Source organism: Aquimarina sp. 433, assembly GCF_054054605.1.
Map to the genome: position 1 here is coordinate 151,144 of NZ_JBSWZK010000010.1, position 17,182 is coordinate 168,325.

Sequence of the window (17,182 nt, forward strand, 5' to 3'; positions counted from 1 at the left end):
CTATTATTAGCTACGCAAGCTAATTAGATCTTCTTTTAGAAATAAATAGAGTTACCATTAAAGCGATTAGTGTAGCCACTAGTAATGCAGTAAAACTGAGTTTCAGGCTTTCAATTTTGGATAAAAAACCAAGGAATGGAGGACTGATCAAAAAGCCAAGATATCCAAATCCAGCAACGAATGATATTCCTTCTGCAGGTGAGACTCCTTTTGTTTTTCCAGCTAATCTAAATAATTCTGGGATAATCACGGAGAATCCCAAACCTATCAGTCCAAAACCAAGTACACTAAGTATTAAAGTACTACTCAGAACAGAAATAAATCCTAAAGCACTAATAGAAGCTCCTCCTATGATAATTGTTAAAGATCCAAAACTTTTACTCACTGCATCTCCAAAAAATCGACCTATCGTCATCATAAGAGAAAAAGCTACAAATCCAAAACCAGAGATTTTCTCAGAAGAAATTTTTACAACATCCTGCATATAGAGTTTACTCCAATGCTCTATCGCACCTTCGCTACCCATTATCAAAAAAGCAATCACAGTTAATCCTAATAAAGGTTTTACAATTTTAAAATCGAAAGACTTCTTAGTACTTTCTTCTTTTTTTCCTTTAATCATAACATAAGCGCTACAAACCAAAAGATTTGTTATGATAACGAAAGTAGTCGCCAATAACATATGAATAATAGGGACTTCTATCTTGGTTATTAAAAAGCCTCCGATACCTGCCCCGATAACACCTCCTAAACTAAAAAAACCATGCGAAGCGGACATGATATGAACTGCATCTGTCTGTTCTATTTCAGACACCAGAGCATTCATAGCGATATCTGTTAAGCAAGCGAATAATCCCACCAGATATAAAACAGCACATAATAACAAATATGTAGGAGCTAGTAAGGGGATTAAAAAAAGTAAAGAAAAAATAATGATTCCTATTATCGTTGTCTTTCCTACTCCAATTCGTTTTATAATCAATGAAGATATTGGAATCATGGTAAGAGTTCCTAATGCAAAACAAAATAAGGCAATTCCTAACTGTGCGTCATCAATGGCCAATTTTGCTCTTACCTTTGGTATATACAACACCCAAGTACCTGTCATGATATTAAGAGATGCGAAAACCCAAGCTGGACCAAAGTAACGTAGTTTTGTAAGAATAAGATATAAAGAATTCAAAATCTGCTATTTAAACTTTTAAGTATTTCTCAAAATTACTAACAAAATATTAGGTATAAATAACACAAAATATTCAAATACTGAAACAATTTATTCTTTTATAGCTTTATATATAGCCTATTATGATAATTTTGTTTTATGAAATTATCGTACGAGCAAATTTATGTTGAACAATCTAAATCGTTAAAAATAGAAAGCTATACCAAAGATGCTCTTTGTAATGAAATAAACTGGCATTTACATCCTGAGTATGAAATAGTTTTTATTAAAAACGGAAATGGCATTATCCAAGTAGGATCTAATATCAAAAGTTATAAAGATGGACTCTTAATTTTTCTTGGTCCAAATATTCCTCATATGCCTTTTGGAAATAAAGATCTAGAGGATAATGTAGAAGTTGTAATTCAATTTAATCAAAATTTCATTCAAGAGAAGTTAAAAGTATTTCCAGAATTTTCGAGTATACAAAGGTTTATTCAAAAAACATTGAAAGGATGTATTTTTTCTAAAGAGACCAAGGATAAACTATCTAATTCATTTCTAAAATTGGCATCTCAAAATGACACCGAGAAACTACTCAATTTTATGAATATCTTATATCAGCTTTCTGTTTCAAAAGATAATACTCCGGTCATCAAATCTGCCGATCTTTTGGAAATTGATAAAACCGCATTACCAAGAATTTCAAGAGTCTTTGAATATATAAATAAAAACTATTCTCAAAAAATACAATCAAAAGCAATTGCCAAAGAATTAGGATTAACCACCAATTCGTTTTGTCGAATGTTTAAAGCAGCCACGAATAAAAGTTTTATTAGCTTTTTAAACGAGTTTAGAATCAAAAAGGCTCAGGAATACTTTGAAAACAAAACGATGTCAATTTCTGAGGTAGCATATCAATGTGGTTTTAACGACCCATCATATTTTTGTAAACAATTCAAAAAACACACCGATACTTCTCCTTCAGATTATATAAATCATTTAGATAATAACTAGTTTGAATCTTTATTTAAAATTCCCTGTTTAAGAATCTGCCCAAATTCGTACATATCCTCATAAGAACAATAAAATGGTGCAGGTGCTAATCTTATCACATTAGGCTCTCTCCAATCTACAATTACCCCATTTTTCATTAAAAAGTCGAATAATTTTCGCCCTTCTCCATGAAGAAAAACGGAAAGTTGTGTCCCTCTTTCGTCCTGCTTTGATGGGGTTATAACTTCAAAAGTACTTTCTACTTCTGCATCGATAGAATTCAATACAAATTCTAAATATGCTACAATTAGGTTTCTCTTTTCTAGCAAAGCTTCCATACCTACTTCATCAAATAGTTCTAAAGAAGCAAGATATGGTGCCAATGACAAGATCGGAGCATTACTCAATTGCCAAGCATCCGCATTAGGCATTGGTTCGAACTCAGGTTTCATTAAAAACCTAGACTCTTTTTTTGTTCCCCACCAACCTTCAAAACGAGGAATATCTTTTTGATCATGAAATCTTTCATGTACAAAACATCCTGAAGCATTTCCAGGACCACTATTCATATATTTATAACTGCACCAAGAGGCAAAATCAACATCCCAATCATGAAGTTGCAACTCAATATTTCCAGCACCGTGTGCTAGATCCCAACCTACAAAAGCTCCAATATCATGTCCTGCTTTTGTAATGGTTTTCATATCAAAAACTTGTCCTGTATAATAATTAACACCACCCATAAGAATTAGAGCACACTCCTCTCCTACAGATTCGATAGTGCTAAGAATATCTTCAGTCCTAAAATTATGTTCTCCTGGACGCTTTTTTATTTCCACAATGGCATCATTTGGATCATATCCATGAAATCGGACTTGACTTTGAAGCATATATTGATCACTCGGAAAAGCTTTTTCTTCGCATATGATTTTATATCGTTTTCCTTGAGGACGATAAAAGGAAATCATGAGTAAATGCAAGTTCACCGTTAAGGTGTTCATTACAGTAATCTCCGAAGGTTTAGCACCTACTATCTTACTCAACGGTTTTGCCATTCTTTCATGATAATCCCACCAAGGTTTATCTGCATAAAAATGACCTTCTACGGCAAGCTCTGCCCAATCCTTCATTACCTCATCCACATACTTCTTTGTATTTCTAGGTTGAAGCCCTAAAGAATTTCCTGTAAAATAAATGACTTGCTTATTATTAACTTTTGGGAAAAGAAAACGATCTCTATATGATTTTAAAGGATCCTGCCGATCCAATTTCTTAGCAAATTCTCTGCTATTTTCGAATTGCATTCTTGAGTTTTATTTCAAAAATACATATAAGAACTGAGATTAAATAATCTTTTAAAACCTTGTTAAAATTAGTGGGGAAATTATCACTTATTATTATATTAAACACACATTTAAAACTGCCTACCTTAATATACCCTAATTGCAGACATATAACCTGAGTGTCTTTAAATGTTCGGGCACATAATCATTTTTTTAAACTTACTAAACATGTTAAAAAAAATTTTAGAAGTAAGCGGGGCTAATGAATTATCTAAAGAGTCCCAAAGTGCTATCTCTGGCGGTTTGATTTCTTTATCTGATTGTCCATCTGGATGTTTTTCTTTATTCTTTTGTCCATCTGGTGGTGGCGATCTATGCGCAGTTCCAAGTCCATCGGGCGCAACTTGCTTTGGAACACATATTAACGGGCAATGCTGCCTTTAATTACATAAAGAATTATTTCTTTTCTTTTATTTCAAGGTCTCACAGTCTATGTTTTGATCTAGATCTAGCATCACTTCTAATATCTAGTCTAAAACTGAGAAATGATTTTGAAATCTAAGAATGAAAAAATATGGTAAAAAGATTTTTCTATATTTCTTTTTACCATGTTACTTAAATTAGAGACATATAACCTGAATGTCTTTAAATAAATAGGCACATATTCATTTTTAAATTTAATACTCTTATGAAAGAATTAAAAAAATTAGAAGGTGTTAAAACCATTGGTAAAAAAGCACAAAAACTAGTAGTTGGAGGATGTCCTTCAGATGGTGGTCCTGCAGGTTGCCCTGCTGGAATGTGTGGTCAGATTATCTTTCCAGGACCTGATTACTTTTGTGTTCCATGCTAGTATAGCTAATGTACATTTCTCACACAAAATGTAAAAAATCAATAATTGCAGTAGATTCATTATTCTACTGCAATTTTTTTGTACCGTTTCTATTTATTAGAAAACTTATTTTTAGATCTATCAATAATAAAACACTTAGCTTTGCAAAAAAAATAGGAAGCTATGCACTTTATACCAGAAGCACTGGATACATACGTAGTAAATCATACTGAAAAGGAACCAGAGTTACTAGAAAGATTAACTCGTGAGACGTATCAAAAAATACTACAACCTCGAATGCTTAGTGGTCCATATCAAGGTAGAGTGCTAAGCATGCTTTCTAAATTAATCAGTCCAAAACATATTTTGGAAATCGGAACATATACCGGATATTCTGCATTATGCCTTGCAGAAGGCATGAAAAAAGAGGGTGTTTTACATACGATAGATATTAATGAAGAATTAGAAGATTTTCAACGAAAATACTTTGATCTTTCTCCTTATGGTCATCAAATATATCAGCATATTGGAAATGCTACCGAAATTATTCCGTCCTTGAATATTAAATTCGACTTAGTTTTTATTGATGCAGATAAACCTAATTATCCAAAGTACTTCGAGCTAATTATTGATAAAATGAATCCTGGTGGCATTATCCTATCTGATAATGTTCTCTGGAGTGGAAAAGTTATTGAAGAAGTTGCGAAAGACGATCTTTCTACGAACGCACTATTAACATATAATAAATTACTAGTAGAAGATAAAAGAATAGAAACTGTTCTGTTACCTATCAGAGATGGATTAACTATCAGTAGAGTATTATAAAAAAAGTGGAATCTGTTTTACGGATTCCACTTTTTACATGTATTAGTAACTACAATTGCTAATTCATTTATTGTACAGCTTTTAGAGCATCTATATTACCATATCCAAATTTGCTATTTCTATTCGGATAGAACTCTCCTGCTCGTTTTAACTTATCCAATACTTGTGCTCTGGTCATATTTGGATTACGCGCCCATACCAATGCTGCGATTCCAGCTGTAGCCGCAGTAGCTGCGGATGAACCACCAACATATGATTGATCTCCGTTATTAAATCCTAAAACCGGCACATTTCTATTAGAATTGCTTGCTCTTTGCATCACAATGGTAAAGTCAATCTTACTTCCATCATGACAGATATTACATCTGTTATATCCATTGTCTTTTAAACCTGTTACAGCTACAGTTTCATTCATACTTGCTGGAAAAATAACTCCATACCAATTAGTAAATGTAGTAGAGGTACCTCCTGCCGCAATAATCATTTTACCTTTTCCGTAAGCGTACTTAACAGCATCTTTTACATTTCCAATAGACCAAGGGTATCCTATAGACATGGATATAATTTTTACGTTACCATTATTGCCTAATTGCTTTAATGCATTACTTACTCCTTTACGCTCATGATAATCTTCAAGAACAACATCAGATGTTCCTCTATATGAAATTAAATTACAATTATAAGCAACTCCCATAGGCATAAAATCATTGTTTCGTGGAGAAGCAATTATTGAAGCCATTTGAGTACCATGCCCACATTTATCATTTGGTCCATCTACATTATTAGACCACCACCAAATAGAATCTATGTATGTTCCAATCTTTTGGATACTTCTTCCATTGGAAGCTCCATCATTAAATCCATTTCCAAGTAGGTTTTGATTAGCAGACACACCACTATCGATTAATCCCACTGTTATTCCTGCACCAGTACTATAATTCCAAGCTTGTGGTATATTATGAATGTTGTAGTTCCAAGGCACTCTAGCATTTGGTGCTATTACACTGTAATCAGCACTATTAATAGATTGACCGCTTTGTGAACATCCAGCGGATTTTTGCTGTACATCTTCTTGTAAGTAAAAACCATATCCATTAGGTTCTAAATAACGGATATTATCCATTGCTAAAAGCTCCTCAACAGTTTCTAATTTAGTAACATGAACGTCTAACACATTTAGTTTATCATCTTCAAACACTTGAAAATTAGAACGTGTCACCCCTTCATTACTCTGTACTGTATTGTAAATGTCTTCTATAATATCATTTAGCCTTGAAGATCTTTGCGTACCTTCAATAAAACTTTCTCCTTTCTGACCATAACCAATGGTCAATACTTCTCCTCCATGCATTACTGCACTATATAACATATGTGCCGAAGCATCTTTTGACCAATCTAAATCTCCTTTTTGTTTTAGCTGAGATTCGATAAAAGAATTGATTTCATCTATCGACAAAATCTTTTGTGACGTCTGGTTTTCTTCAATTACTTCTGAGGGATCATTTTTAGAACAAGATACGACAAGAAAAAGCCCTAAAAACAGAGGAATAATTTTTTTCATTTTAGTATAAGATTAATGAGTTTGTGCGAATTTGAAATTTAAGATCAGTTATTCTTAAAAATATCAAATAATTATCATTTAGTTAATTTCATGACTAATTTATTAAATAAAGTTTAAATATTAATATCTTTTTTTGAAAGAATCTTAAAAAAAATGCCGATCCTATGCTTGCATAGGACTACAATTCATCGTCAACCACCAATGTTTACAAGGGTTTTACAGAAAAATACTACAGTGTAAGAAAAGTATAAAAAAAGTGGTGTTTTTTTGATCAATTCAAAAAAACGAATGTTCAATTTTAGTAAAATGATAAAATACTAGCTTAAAAGACTAAAGTTTGCGCTTTATAGAACCAGTTACATCTTCGATATCTTTCTTTGCTTGAGTAATCTCATTTTTAATATCTGATGTAATGGAATTAGGAAGTTCTGTATCTATTCCGTGCTTTTCAGCACTCTTGGTTATTTCGGATTTGATATCATTAGTGGCATCTTTAACAATACGCATTCCTTTGCCTAAACCACGAGCTATTTCTGGTATCTTATCTGCTCCAAAAACCATAACCAGAATAAACACTATAAAGGCTATTTCTGTCCCACTTATAAATAAAGGTAATGCTATCATATCTCTGCAAATATAGCTACAATAATGAATACAAAAAAGCCGTTCGTACATTCGAACGGCTTTACTAAAACGATTTATAGGTTTTTTAACTTATTGACCCTTAACTTTGTTTTTAAATTTATCAAACTTACCTAGTTTTTTATTTTTAGGCCAGCTATTATTGGAGGTATCAATATCTGCGGTTTCCTGATTCGGATCTACAACAATTTTAGATATTGCCTTTTCCGAAGCGATAGCTCTTCTAACCGAGTCATCATTTTTTCTCCATATCTCAGCAGGATAAGTAATAGTTTCCGAACTTCCATCTTCATATGTATATTCAACTATTAACGGCATTACTAAACCTCCTGGTTTTTCGAAAGTAATTTCATAGAAATATTTTGGTTCTTTTAGAACTTCTCTTTCCTCTACTGAGAAATTATCGATTAAGTATTCTTTCAATGTTTTTGCATCATCGATTATATTTCCATTCTTCTTAATAGCTTCGTATTCTTCACTTCCTTCTTCAACCATAAAAACTAATGGTCCAAAATCTTCTATTTTAGCACCTCTTGCAGCGGCAAAATCTTTAGCTCTTTTGTTTGGTTCTTTAGAAACCACATACTTTTTCACATCCTTAACACCAATATCAGTATAATCTGTTGTATAGAACCAACCTCTCCAAAACCAATCTAAATCTACTGCAGAAGCATCTTCCATTGTTCTAAAGAAATCTTCTGGTGTTGGGTGTTTAAACATCCATCTTTGAGAATACGTTCTGAAAGAATAATCAAAAAGATCTCTACCCATAACTGTTTCTCTAAGAATATTTAAACCTGTAGCAGGTTTCGCATATGCATTAGCACCAAACTGATAAATATTATTAGACTGTGACATAATTGGCGAAATAAAACTTTGATCTCCACTCATGTAAGGTACAATCTTAGCTGCAGGACCTCTTCTAGAAGGATAACTTTTTAAAGGCGCAATTGCATCAGGATACCACTCTCCAAAATCTTGTTCTGCTACGTATTGTACGAATGTATTTAAACCTTCATCCATCCAAGTCCATTGACGCTCATCACTATTTACGATCATTGGGAAAAAGTTATGTCCTACCTCGTGTATGATTACACTCATCATTCCGTACTTAGTACGATCACTAAATTTTCCTTTTTTATCTGGTCGTCCATAGTTCCAGCAAATCATAGGATATTCCATTCCCTGATTTTTAGCATGAACCGAAATTGCTTTATGATATGGATAATCAAAAGTCATTCTACTATAAGATTTTAGCGTACTCGCTACTACTTTAGTAGACCAATCTTCCCATAGCGGATTTCCTTCTTTTGGATACATAGAAACGGCCATCACATCTTTACCACCAATCTTAACTGCCATCATATCCCATATAAATCTTCTGGATGTAGCAAACCCGAAATCTCTTACATTCTTTGCACTAAGCTTCCATGTTTTTTTGCTAGTAGAGAAGGACTTTTCTTTTGCTTCAGCTTCTTTTTGTGTTACAATAAGAACTGGTTTATCATATGATTTCTTTGCTTGATTATAACGATTCATCATTTCCTTAGTAAATACTTCTTTTCTATTTACTAAAACTCCTGTACCATCCAAAATGTGGTCCGCAGGTACTGTAATGTTTACATCAAAATCTCCGAAAGGAAGTGCAAATTCTCCTCTACCCCAGAACTGGTGATTTTGCCAACCTTCTACATCATTATACACTGCCATTCTTGGATAAAACTGTGCAATTACATACGCTCTATTACCATCCTCAAATTCTTCATATCCCGATCTACCTCTTCCATTTACGTGGTCATTAATATTGTACCACCAGTCAATAGAAAATACAAACTTTCCTCCAGGCGCCAAATCTTTAGGCATTTCTACTCTCATCATCGTACCGTTTATCGTATGCTCTAGAGGTTTCCCTGATGCATCTTTAACAGCAGTAATATTAAAACCTCCATCAAAAGGTTCTCCAAGATATTTTCCAACAAATCTTTGTGGTGGATCCGCTGCATCTACACCTGTTGGTTGGATTAATGGAGTTTTAGATTTTCTGGATCTCATGTTTTGATCCAATTGTACCCATAAAAACTCTAAATTATCAGGTGAATTATTGGTATAGGTAATAGTTTCTTTACCAGTAAGCTTTTTATTCTTGTCATCAAGCTCGATATCCATTTTGTAATCCGCTTGTTGTTGGTAATAAGCAGATCCTGGTGCTCCCGAAGCAGTTCTGTACATGTTTGGTGTTGCAAACTCATCGTACATTTGCTTAAACTTATTTTCATTTGTATGCCCAAGTTCACGCGTTTCTTCAGCGCTGCCCTGATTCTGTGCGTACAATCCAATTCCAGATACAAAAAACGTAGCCGAGAGGATAAAAAGTAATTTTTTCATTAGATGTTATTGTGTTAAGTAATAAACTGCAAAATAATTGTTTTTTAAAAGTTTAATGATTTATTCACTAAACTTTAACATGCCATTATCTCTTTCTTTTTCTAAGATCAAACTTTTTCGTTTTTTCCCTTTTTTAACATGGATAAGATTTTGTTGTTCTTCGAAGAAATCCATTAACGTGAGATTGGACACTTCTATAGTTTCTAAAGATGAAACATTCTCCGCCTCCAGATAACACAATACCAAATCATTATCATACTCTTTCCCCAAAAAAGTATAGTAAACTTCTTTACCATTAACAGTAATTCTTAGTTTCTGTTTTAGATAGGTACTGAGGTATTGATCAACCTTTGTTTCTTGCTCTTTAGAAAGTAATGTTATGTTTTCATCATAACGTTTCCTTAACGCTTCTTCTATATCGTCAATAAAAATCCTAGAGATTATCTGAAGTGATTGTTGTTCCTCTTTATATTCAATCTGTGTTACGCTTACATAAAACTTATGTAATACACCAAAAGAACTTAGTGTTACTAAAAATATAGTGAGTATAAATAGCTGCTTCTTCAAAGTTTCCTTATTTAATGGTCGTAAATGTAACATTTTGGTATAAAATATTATGCCAAAAATTATTTAATACGAAAATATTAGTCAATCTCTTTAAATTCTTTGTATGACCTAGCTTTCTCTTGAAAAAATTCTAGTAATGATAACCTTTTGGTATTTTCTAATAAATCTTCGAAGTATGCATCTTCAGAACAGTAGTATACGAAATCTGAAATAAGATTCTCTGGCAATCCTAAATCTTCGGTAAAAAACGCAGTGTCAAATGATTGCCCCCCTTTTTGAATAAGTGTTTTTAAATCTTCTATGGCTTTGTTGTTTTTTAATTTTTTAAGCTTTCCGGAAAGTGTATTAATAATTCGATCTACAGATATAATGCCGTTAGAAGCCTTTGCCGTGTATAATCTTCTTTCTGCACGTGTAGGCTGTTGGATATCTCTAAACGGAAGCCCCAAGGCTCTATTATTTACAAAAGGTTTAATTTCAATATCCTTAGTATCTTTATCTATATTTCCTGAAAGTTTTACATTACTAACATTCACCTGATCCAACTTTTGTACTACGGGATACAATGTAACCTTAAAAGCGTCATTATTTAAATCGTTGTCAGAAACGACTACAGAAATTACTTTGTATTGAACGGAAGAAAAAATGATAGAATCTTGAGCGGATGCGGGTATTTCAAAAAATCCATTTTGATCATTAGTAGTTCCAATTTTCTTGGTATAGTTAACAATATTGATAGCAAATCCTTGTAATGAATCTGCCTGAATTGTACCTTTTAACCTTGTATTTTGAGCAAAAGAAAAATTTTTTATGAATAAAAAAAGTAAAAATACTCGTAATGTTTTGATCATATATCGAATTAGTTTATGACCAAACCCAAACTCTTACGAGAATATAATTTTCAAAATTTAGTCAACTAATCCAAAGACTGGAGTGTCCAAAAAATGTTGCGAATAAGTGGTAATATCAATTTCTACTTTTATACATTTTACTTTGAGAGACTAAAAACTCAATCAGATTAAGTTCGTTTCCTTCTTCAAGGTAATTCGTATTCAACCCATTTTCCTCTGCAAAGAAAATAAAATCATTGATTTGATCCATTTCTAGAGCTAAATTGGTTTTAAAAAATTCATTATTGTACATTTTTCTCACTTGCACATCGATATCATCAGGGACTTTATTCTCTTTTTTATCCTTATTTTGAAAGACTTCTTTAAAAAGGTTTACAAAATTTAATCCATAAATCATTCGATCCTCTAAGAAAACCTTATTATCCAGTTCAGATAATTCATCGGGTGTCCAATCAAAATCAGTATCATTAATTCTTGAAGAAGTTAGTTTTGCCACTTCATCTACTCCACTTTCGGTTACGTCAATCTTCTTAAGATCCAGAGAAACATTTCCTAACAAATCATAAGGCTTCACAATCACTTCTTCTAATAAATTAACCGACTCATTTAAAAAAATATTTAAACGCCTATTATCCAATACTCCCTTGTTTATCCAAACTACAAATTTCTGATACTGCATGGCTATAACCTCTAACTTATCATTTATTCCTGCACTTATTTTGAAATTACCGTCTTTGTCCGTAATAGTTCCTTTTTTGGATGTTAGATTATAGACCACAACACCTTCTACATCATCTCCAATTGGGGCGCTTATGCGTCCATCGATCATGACTCTTGAAGTAATTTGTGCTATAGAACTATTGATTATTAGGAATATAAAAAGTAGGGATAATTTCTTTTTCATAGTTGGCGCAATTAAATTTGTAAGTAATCAAGATACTATATTTTTTCAATATCCTAAGAAGATTTCTTTATAAGAAAACGTTAAACTACTTTTACTAAAAATTATTTCATGAGAAACTGTATTATAGCTAGTACATCTACCATTCATGGTAGCGGTCCTTTAGAATATCTATTCGACACATTAGTTGAACTTTATAAAAACACTGATCAAATATTATTCATCCCATATGCACGTCCTGGAGGCATCTCTCATGATGAATACACCATTGGAATAAATAATATTTTTAAAAAAATCAATAAAAGGGTACTCGGGATTCACATGTTTTCATCGGTAAATGAAGCGTTTGAAAATACCCAAGGTATTTATACTGGAGGAGGAAATACTTTTCTACTTGTTGATCAATTATATAGAAATAATGTATTGTCTCCTCTAAAAACTGCTATTGACAATGGGGTTCCATATTTGGGAACAAGTGCAGGAAGCAATATTTGCGGACTTACTATGCAAACCACAAATGATATGCCTATTATTCATCCAGAAAGTTATAAGACATTAGGAATACTTCCTTTTAACATCAACGCTCATTATTTAGATCCTGATCCAAACTCAACACACAAAGGAGAAACCAGAGAAACCAGAATCAAAGAATTTCATCATTTAAATCCTCAACCAGTAATAGGTTTAAGAGAAGGAAGTTGGCTAAAAACAAACGGAGATCAAATCACTCTTGAAGGTAAACTATCAGCCAGAATTTTTGAAAAAAATAAAACTCCCTATGAGATAGATTTCGGCAGTTCTTTATCCGACTTAAATTAATAATTTATGGAATACCAGAACATTATAAACACTATAGAAAAAGAAGCTTCTCTTAGGGAATCTAGCGGAAATGTTGCTTCTTACATCCCTGAGTTAGCTAAGATTGATCCCAATAAATTTGGCATGCATCTGTATTGCATCAATTCTGGTCACTACGGTTTTGGAAATCAAGAGGAACGATTTTCTATTCAGAGTATTTCTAAAGTATTTTCATTAACTCTGGCGATGTCTTTATTGGATGATGATGAATTATTCAAAAGAGTAGATGTAGAACCTTCGGGAGATCCTTTTAATTCTTTAGTACAGTTAGAATATGAAAATGGAATTCCAAGAAACCCATTGATAAACGCTGGCGCTCTGGTTATTGCTGATATATTAATTTCTACTTTGGACAATCCGGAGGAAGAGTTTTTAAACCTCATCCGTACTATTTCAAATAATCATGAAATTAATGTAAATCCTAAGGTATTTCAATCCGAAAAGAAATATAGCCATAGAAATGCTGCTTTATTAAATCTTATGAAATCCTTCGGAAATATTAAGAATTCTATTGAAGCTGTTCTTGATCTTTATATTTTCCAATGTGCAATAGAAATGTCTTGTAAAGAATTAGCCACCGCCTTTATGATCTATGCTAATTCAGGAAAAACTTTATTCGATAACACACAAATAATTTCCGAACAAAAGGTAAAAAGAATTAATGCTATTATGCAGACTTGTGGTTTTTACGATGAAGCAGGGGAATTTAGTTTTAGAGTAGGTCTACCAGGGAAAAGCGGTGTTGGTGGAGGAATTGCCGCTATTCATCCTGGTCAATATGCGGTGACTACCTGGAGTCCCCGATTAAACCCTAAAGGAAATTCTGAATTAGGTATGTTTGCACTGGAAAGATTAACTACACTTACTGGGTTTTCTATTTTCTAAGTATTAAACCCTAGATCAAGATAATTTTATCCTTCAACATTTGATCTTTTTTTTAAGTACTCATAAAGCAGAGAAAATATTACAATAAGAACGAAATAGACGAATAAAGAATTGTAGGTAGTACCTTTTCCAGAATATACAATTATTGAAGTTGCTGATAGAGGAAGGGAAACAACGATTACCTTAAGCCAACCCCAGGTTTTTCTTCTAATTAAAAAATAAACCAAAGGTAGTAGAAGTAATCCAACATTAGATACAGGTATTGTTACGGTTAGGGTTTCATAAACTCTTTTAAAAAGAATGGAAATATACCAAAAGGGATCTCTTTTAATATCTGAAAGTACTTTTTCCTTTAGCACATTGTCATAATTTTTAAGTTCCTCTGGCTTTTTATAATATAGTCCAGCATCGTCATAATAATCATCAGTATAATATTTCCCTTGCGTATAGTGTATATTCATTCTGTATTTCTTATTCAAAATAGGAATAGCATATTTGTATGCTACAATATCATACCATTGATATCCGTATTTAGTATCAAAATCCCCTAGTCCACAAAAAACTGGATGCCAGAAATTATGTCCAGTAATTTTTGCTCCGTTGTAAACATGACCTCCTTGTATTCCTACTAATTGACTGGTCTTTTCAAACTTTAGATTAAACTCATTTCTAATAAAAGTTTTTGAAGAATTAAAGAAAAAAATAGCTGTTAATATTATGATCATTTTTTGTACAAGCTTCATACGTTTAGATAACAAATACATAAGTACTAATGAGACAATTACTATTGAAATCTCATTTCTAAACTCACTAAAAAAGCCTACAATAACACCAGATAAAACCGCAATAAGTATTGATTTCAAAAAATTTTGAGATTCACAAAAAAGCATATAAATATTAAGGCCTAAAATCATAAAAAAAACAGAACCTAACAGGCCAAATATATTTTCATGCGAATATATTTCGTAAAGGAAAAAAGGAGTGAAATTGACTAAAAAACACAATACAAATCCTATCAATGGTTTCTTTATATTCCAAAACCCAAAAAACAATATCAATAGTGCTAAAGTAAATACTATCCCGTTAAATAATTTGATAGAGGGATTCTCAGGAGATCCTTTTACATATGCATTTGGTAAGAATGCTAAAATTCTAGCATGTTCACCGAGCCTGGACCAATGTTGATATTCCATAATTAAGTCACTACCTCTTTCTAAAATTTCGTTATCCGCTCCCTCCTTTGAATATTCTAAATCTGCATTTAGTGTAGCTAAAGGAAAATGTCCGGTATAGTAATAAAAATAAGCAAATTTATGAGCTTTATCTGGTGAAAAACCAGCAGCATCTTGTCTCATTTCTTCCGAAGTATAGTTAGTATTAAGAGAGTTTACATAGAGAGCACTATTAATTAAAACAATAACAATCAAAATAGTTTTAAGCCCATTACTCGTTTGCAAAAACCTATCAAAATAGACTATTTTATTAATTATTGAATTCATTCTCGTTACTTTTTATCTTTAATGATGTAGATAGGTCTTTTTCGTATTTCTTGTATTAACTTCTCGAAATAGAGAGACAAAATTGAAAGGGTCACAAATAATATCGAGAACGAAGCTGACATAAAAATGATGATCGTATTATATCCCGAAGGAGCTTCCTCTCCGTATAAATAGGTATATAAGGTATAGCCAACCATCACTAACGTGAAAATTATAAAAAACACCGATAAAAAAACACTTATCCGAAGTGGCTTATTTGAAAAAGAAAATATAGCATTGAAAGCTAATTTTAACAAACTGAGATAAGAATAATTACTTTCCCCGTATAATCTGGCAGGAGCTTTAAAAGAAATTTTACTTTTATTAAAGCCAAGTGATTGTATAAAGCCTCTAATAAATCTATTCTGATCTCGAAAATTGGAGGTAAGAATGTCTCCAACTCGCTTGGAGATCAAAAAAAAATCAGTTGAATTTTTCTCAAATTTAATGACCGATAAGAAATTTATAATCTTATAAAAAAATATAGAAAGCTTTTTCTTTATAAAGCTATTATCCTCTCTTTCCAAACGCTGCATTAATACTATATCACTGCCCTGATTAAAGATCTCGATCATTTTAGGAATTTCTTTTGGAGGATGTTGGCCATCAGAATCTATACAAATAATAGCATCACCAGAAGCATTATCAACCCCAGCAATCATTGCCGACTCATGACCAAAATTCTTCGAAAACTCGATACTAATACTTTTTATATTATCCGAAGAGTTGTCTCTTCTTATATTGTCTATTAATTTTTGAGTATTATCAGTACTCCCATCGTTAACCCACAATAATTCGAAATTTATTTTTTCGGACATATTGTTCAAAACTTCTTTCAAAGAATTCCAGAAATGAACAATTCCCTTTTCCTCATTAAAAAGAGATATCACTATCGATATAGATTGTTCTTTCATTTATAATTTTTAAAGATGAAAATATTTATTTAAGATTCTTTAGATAAGGATGATAATCCCCTTCTAATCGAGATATTTCAGCATTTCTGATATCGTGAACAATTTCTATGGAAGGTTTTGCTTCCAACAACCCAAAACCTTCTCCTTTTAGGATACTTTGATAACTTTTGGTGTGTAATTCTGTAAATCCAGTACTAAATTCAATTTCTTCATTATCCAAAGTGATTGATCTATAGGTCCGCTTACCTTCCGCCTTAATATCATCTGGAATATTATCATAATTTATAGATAGAAACCATCTAACTCTTGCTTTTTCAAATTCTAAATAACCCGACGCACTATCATCGGTAAGTAAGTGAACTTTATTCTTTTTAACATCACCAAAAACCCAGGATAACATATCATAAAAATGAACTCCAATATTAGTTGCAATTCCACCTGATTTGGAAATATCCCCTTTCCACGAGGCATGATACCAATTACCTCTTGAAGTTAGGTATGTTAGATCAAAATCATATATTTTATCCTTAGGACCATTTTCTACTTTCTTCTTTAAGGCAATAATACTAGGGTGTAATCGCAGCTGAAGAATAGTATTTACGCTACCTTTCGATTCGTTTTCTATCTCAACAAGAGTATCAATATTCCAAGGATTCAACACAAGAGGTTTTTCACATATTGCACTAGCTCCCCTTCTCAGAGCCATCCTAATATGAGAATCGTGTAAATAATTTGGTGTACATATACTTACATAATCTAACTGGATATTTTTTCTTCTTTTCAGTTTCTCTATATGTCTATCAAAACGTTCAAATTCTACGAAAAAATGAGATTCGGGAAAATAGCTATCAATAATACCAACACTATCAAATTTATCAAGCGCAGCTATTAAGGTATTGTTAGTATCCTTTATTGCTTTAAGATGTCTTGGAGCTATATACCCTCCTACACCCATTATTGCAAAATTCTTGTTACCCATAAA

Annotated in this window: 17 protein-coding genes; 6 read left to right on the plus strand and 11 right to left on the minus strand. The window is 32.2% G+C overall.

Going from position 1 to position 17,182, the window contains the following annotated elements; translation table 11 throughout:
* Window positions 1-19 precede the first annotated feature (19 nt).
* On the minus strand, window positions 20-1,183 hold the full coding sequence (locus tag ACWNT5_RS19380; RefSeq protein ID WP_299610270.1) for an MFS transporter: 1,164 nt from the start codon (window positions 1,181-1,183) through the stop codon (window positions 20-22).
* 138 nt (window positions 1,184-1,321) lie between these two features.
* On the opposite strand from ACWNT5_RS19380, the gene ACWNT5_RS19385 reads away from it, so the two are divergent.
* Complete coding sequence (locus ACWNT5_RS19385) at window positions 1,322-2,179, plus strand: AraC family transcriptional regulator (RefSeq protein WP_299610273.1); 858 nt, start codon at window positions 1,322-1,324, stop codon at window positions 2,177-2,179.
* Here ACWNT5_RS19385 and kynU read toward each other — a convergent pair.
* Window positions 2,176-3,462, minus strand: coding sequence for a kynureninase (gene kynU, locus ACWNT5_RS19390; RefSeq protein ID WP_299610275.1), 1,287 nt, complete (start codon window positions 3,460-3,462; stop codon window positions 2,176-2,178). The genes ACWNT5_RS19385 and kynU overlap by 4 nt on opposite strands.
* Before the next feature lie 168 nt (window positions 3,463-3,630).
* On the opposite strand from kynU, the gene ACWNT5_RS19395 reads away from it, so the two are divergent.
* The 3 genes from ACWNT5_RS19395 to ACWNT5_RS19405 all read left to right on the plus strand — a co-directional run bounded on the left by ACWNT5_RS19395 (window position 3,631) and on the right by ACWNT5_RS19405 (window position 5,098).
* Window positions 3,631-3,885 (plus strand): hypothetical protein, encoded by a 255-nt coding sequence (locus ACWNT5_RS19395; RefSeq protein WP_299610278.1) that lies wholly within the window; start codon window positions 3,631-3,633, stop codon window positions 3,883-3,885.
* Window positions 3,886-4,129: 244 nt separating this feature from the next.
* On the plus strand, window positions 4,130-4,294 hold the full coding sequence (locus tag ACWNT5_RS19400; RefSeq protein ID WP_299610281.1) for a hypothetical protein: 165 nt from the start codon (window positions 4,130-4,132) through the stop codon (window positions 4,292-4,294).
* 162 nt (window positions 4,295-4,456) lie between these two features.
* Window positions 4,457-5,098 carry an O-methyltransferase gene (locus tag ACWNT5_RS19405; protein WP_299610284.1) on the plus strand — a complete coding sequence of 214 codons (642 nt, stop codon included), beginning with the start codon at window positions 4,457-4,459 and terminating at the stop codon, window positions 5,096-5,098.
* Window positions 5,099-5,165: 67 nt separating this feature from the next.
* Here ACWNT5_RS19405 and ACWNT5_RS19410 read toward each other — a convergent pair whose 3' ends face one another.
* The 6 genes from ACWNT5_RS19410 to ACWNT5_RS19435 form a co-directional block, all read right to left on the minus strand.
* Window positions 5,166-6,659 carry a S8 family peptidase gene (locus ACWNT5_RS19410; RefSeq protein ID WP_456518317.1) on the minus strand — a complete coding sequence of 498 codons (1,494 nt, stop codon included), beginning with the start codon at window positions 6,657-6,659 and terminating at the stop codon, window positions 5,166-5,168.
* 330 nt (window positions 6,660-6,989) lie between these two features.
* Window positions 6,990-7,283, minus strand: a complete 294-nt coding sequence (locus ACWNT5_RS19415) for a Sec-independent protein translocase subunit TatA/TatB (protein ID WP_299610288.1) — start codon at window positions 7,281-7,283, stop codon at window positions 6,990-6,992.
* A gap of 90 nt (window positions 7,284-7,373) precedes the next feature.
* Complete coding sequence (locus ACWNT5_RS19420; RefSeq protein WP_456518318.1) at window positions 7,374-9,686, minus strand: M1 family metallopeptidase; 2,313 nt, start codon at window positions 9,684-9,686, stop codon at window positions 7,374-7,376.
* Between the two features lie 60 nt (window positions 9,687-9,746).
* Window positions 9,747-10,253, minus strand: coding sequence for a DUF6702 family protein (locus ACWNT5_RS19425; protein ID WP_299610292.1), 507 nt, complete (start codon window positions 10,251-10,253; stop codon window positions 9,747-9,749).
* A 77-nt stretch (window positions 10,254-10,330) separates the two neighbouring features.
* Window positions 10,331-11,104 carry a hypothetical protein gene (locus ACWNT5_RS19430; protein ID WP_456518319.1) on the minus strand — a complete coding sequence of 258 codons (774 nt, stop codon included), beginning with the start codon at window positions 11,102-11,104 and terminating at the stop codon, window positions 10,331-10,333.
* Window positions 11,105-11,219: 115 nt separating this feature from the next.
* Entirely contained in the window at window positions 11,220-12,008 is a 789-nt protein-coding gene (locus ACWNT5_RS19435) for a carboxypeptidase-like regulatory domain-containing protein (RefSeq protein ID WP_299610298.1), read from the minus strand.
* Window positions 12,009-12,116: 108 nt separating this feature from the next.
* Here ACWNT5_RS19435 and pepE point away from each other — a divergent pair, with 108 nt between their 5' ends.
* Together pepE and ACWNT5_RS19445 are read left to right on the plus strand one after the other, a co-directional pair.
* Entirely contained in the window at window positions 12,117-12,824 is a 708-nt protein-coding gene (gene pepE / locus ACWNT5_RS19440; protein ID WP_456518320.1) for a dipeptidase PepE, read from the plus strand.
* A 6-nt stretch (window positions 12,825-12,830) separates the two neighbouring features.
* Window positions 12,831-13,748: a glutaminase gene (locus ACWNT5_RS19445; RefSeq protein WP_456518321.1), complete on the plus strand. Its 918-nt coding sequence runs from the start codon at window positions 12,831-12,833 to the stop codon at window positions 13,746-13,748.
* Between the two features lie 26 nt (window positions 13,749-13,774).
* On the opposite strand, the gene ACWNT5_RS19450 is transcribed toward ACWNT5_RS19445, so the two are convergent.
* Genes ACWNT5_RS19450 through ACWNT5_RS19460 form a run of 3 tightly spaced genes read right to left on the minus strand, consistent with a single transcriptional unit; the run spans window position 13,775 to window position 17,179 of the window.
* Complete coding sequence (locus ACWNT5_RS19450; protein WP_456518322.1) at window positions 13,775-15,247, minus strand: hypothetical protein; 1,473 nt, start codon at window positions 15,245-15,247, stop codon at window positions 13,775-13,777.
* A gap of 5 nt (window positions 15,248-15,252) precedes the next feature.
* Entirely contained in the window at window positions 15,253-16,200 is a 948-nt protein-coding gene (locus ACWNT5_RS19455) for a glycosyltransferase (protein ID WP_299610308.1), read from the minus strand.
* Between the two features lie 25 nt (window positions 16,201-16,225).
* Window positions 16,226-17,179 carry a Gfo/Idh/MocA family protein gene (locus ACWNT5_RS19460; protein ID WP_456518323.1) on the minus strand — a complete coding sequence of 318 codons (954 nt, stop codon included), beginning with the start codon at window positions 17,177-17,179 and terminating at the stop codon, window positions 16,226-16,228.
* Window positions 17,180-17,182 lie beyond the last annotated feature (3 nt).

Excerpts from the sequence above, each read along its gene's own strand:
- ACWNT5_RS19405 (WP_299610284.1), top strand. The coding sequence starts at position 4,457 with ATGCACTTTATACCAGAAGCACTGGATACATACGTAGTAAATCATACT.
- ACWNT5_RS19455 (WP_299610308.1), bottom strand. The coding sequence starts at position 16,200 with ATGAAAGAACAATCTATATCGATAGTGATATCTCTTTTTAATGAGGAA.
- ACWNT5_RS19430 (WP_456518319.1), bottom strand. The coding sequence starts at position 11,104 with ATGATCAAAACATTACGAGTATTTTTACTTTTTTTATTCATAAAAAAT.
- ACWNT5_RS19420 (WP_456518318.1), bottom strand. The coding sequence starts at position 9,686 with ATGAAAAAATTACTTTTTATCCTCTCGGCTACGTTTTTTGTATCTGGA.
- ACWNT5_RS19385 (WP_299610273.1), top strand. The coding sequence starts at position 1,322 with ATGAAATTATCGTACGAGCAAATTTATGTTGAACAATCTAAATCGTTA.
- ACWNT5_RS19395 (WP_299610278.1), top strand. The coding sequence starts at position 3,631 with ATGTTCGGGCACATAATCATTTTTTTAAACTTACTAAACATGTTAAAA.
- ACWNT5_RS19415 (WP_299610288.1), bottom strand. The coding sequence starts at position 7,283 with ATGATAGCATTACCTTTATTTATAAGTGGGACAGAAATAGCCTTTATA.
- kynU (WP_299610275.1), bottom strand. The coding sequence starts at position 3,462 with ATGCAATTCGAAAATAGCAGAGAATTTGCTAAGAAATTGGATCGGCAG.
- ACWNT5_RS19450 (WP_456518322.1), bottom strand. The coding sequence starts at position 15,247 with ATGAATTCAATAATTAATAAAATAGTCTATTTTGATAGGTTTTTGCAA.
- ACWNT5_RS19435 (WP_299610298.1), bottom strand. The coding sequence starts at position 12,008 with ATGAAAAAGAAATTATCCCTACTTTTTATATTCCTAATAATCAATAGT.
- ACWNT5_RS19460 (WP_456518323.1), bottom strand. The coding sequence starts at position 17,179 with ATGGGTAACAAGAATTTTGCAATAATGGGTGTAGGAGGGTATATAGCT.
- ACWNT5_RS19445 (WP_456518321.1), top strand. The coding sequence starts at position 12,831 with ATGGAATACCAGAACATTATAAACACTATAGAAAAAGAAGCTTCTCTT.
- ACWNT5_RS19410 (WP_456518317.1), bottom strand. The coding sequence starts at position 6,659 with ATGAAAAAAATTATTCCTCTGTTTTTAGGGCTTTTTCTTGTCGTATCT.
- pepE (WP_456518320.1), top strand. The coding sequence starts at position 12,117 with ATGAGAAACTGTATTATAGCTAGTACATCTACCATTCATGGTAGCGGT.
- ACWNT5_RS19400 (WP_299610281.1), top strand. The coding sequence starts at position 4,130 with ATGAAAGAATTAAAAAAATTAGAAGGTGTTAAAACCATTGGTAAAAAA.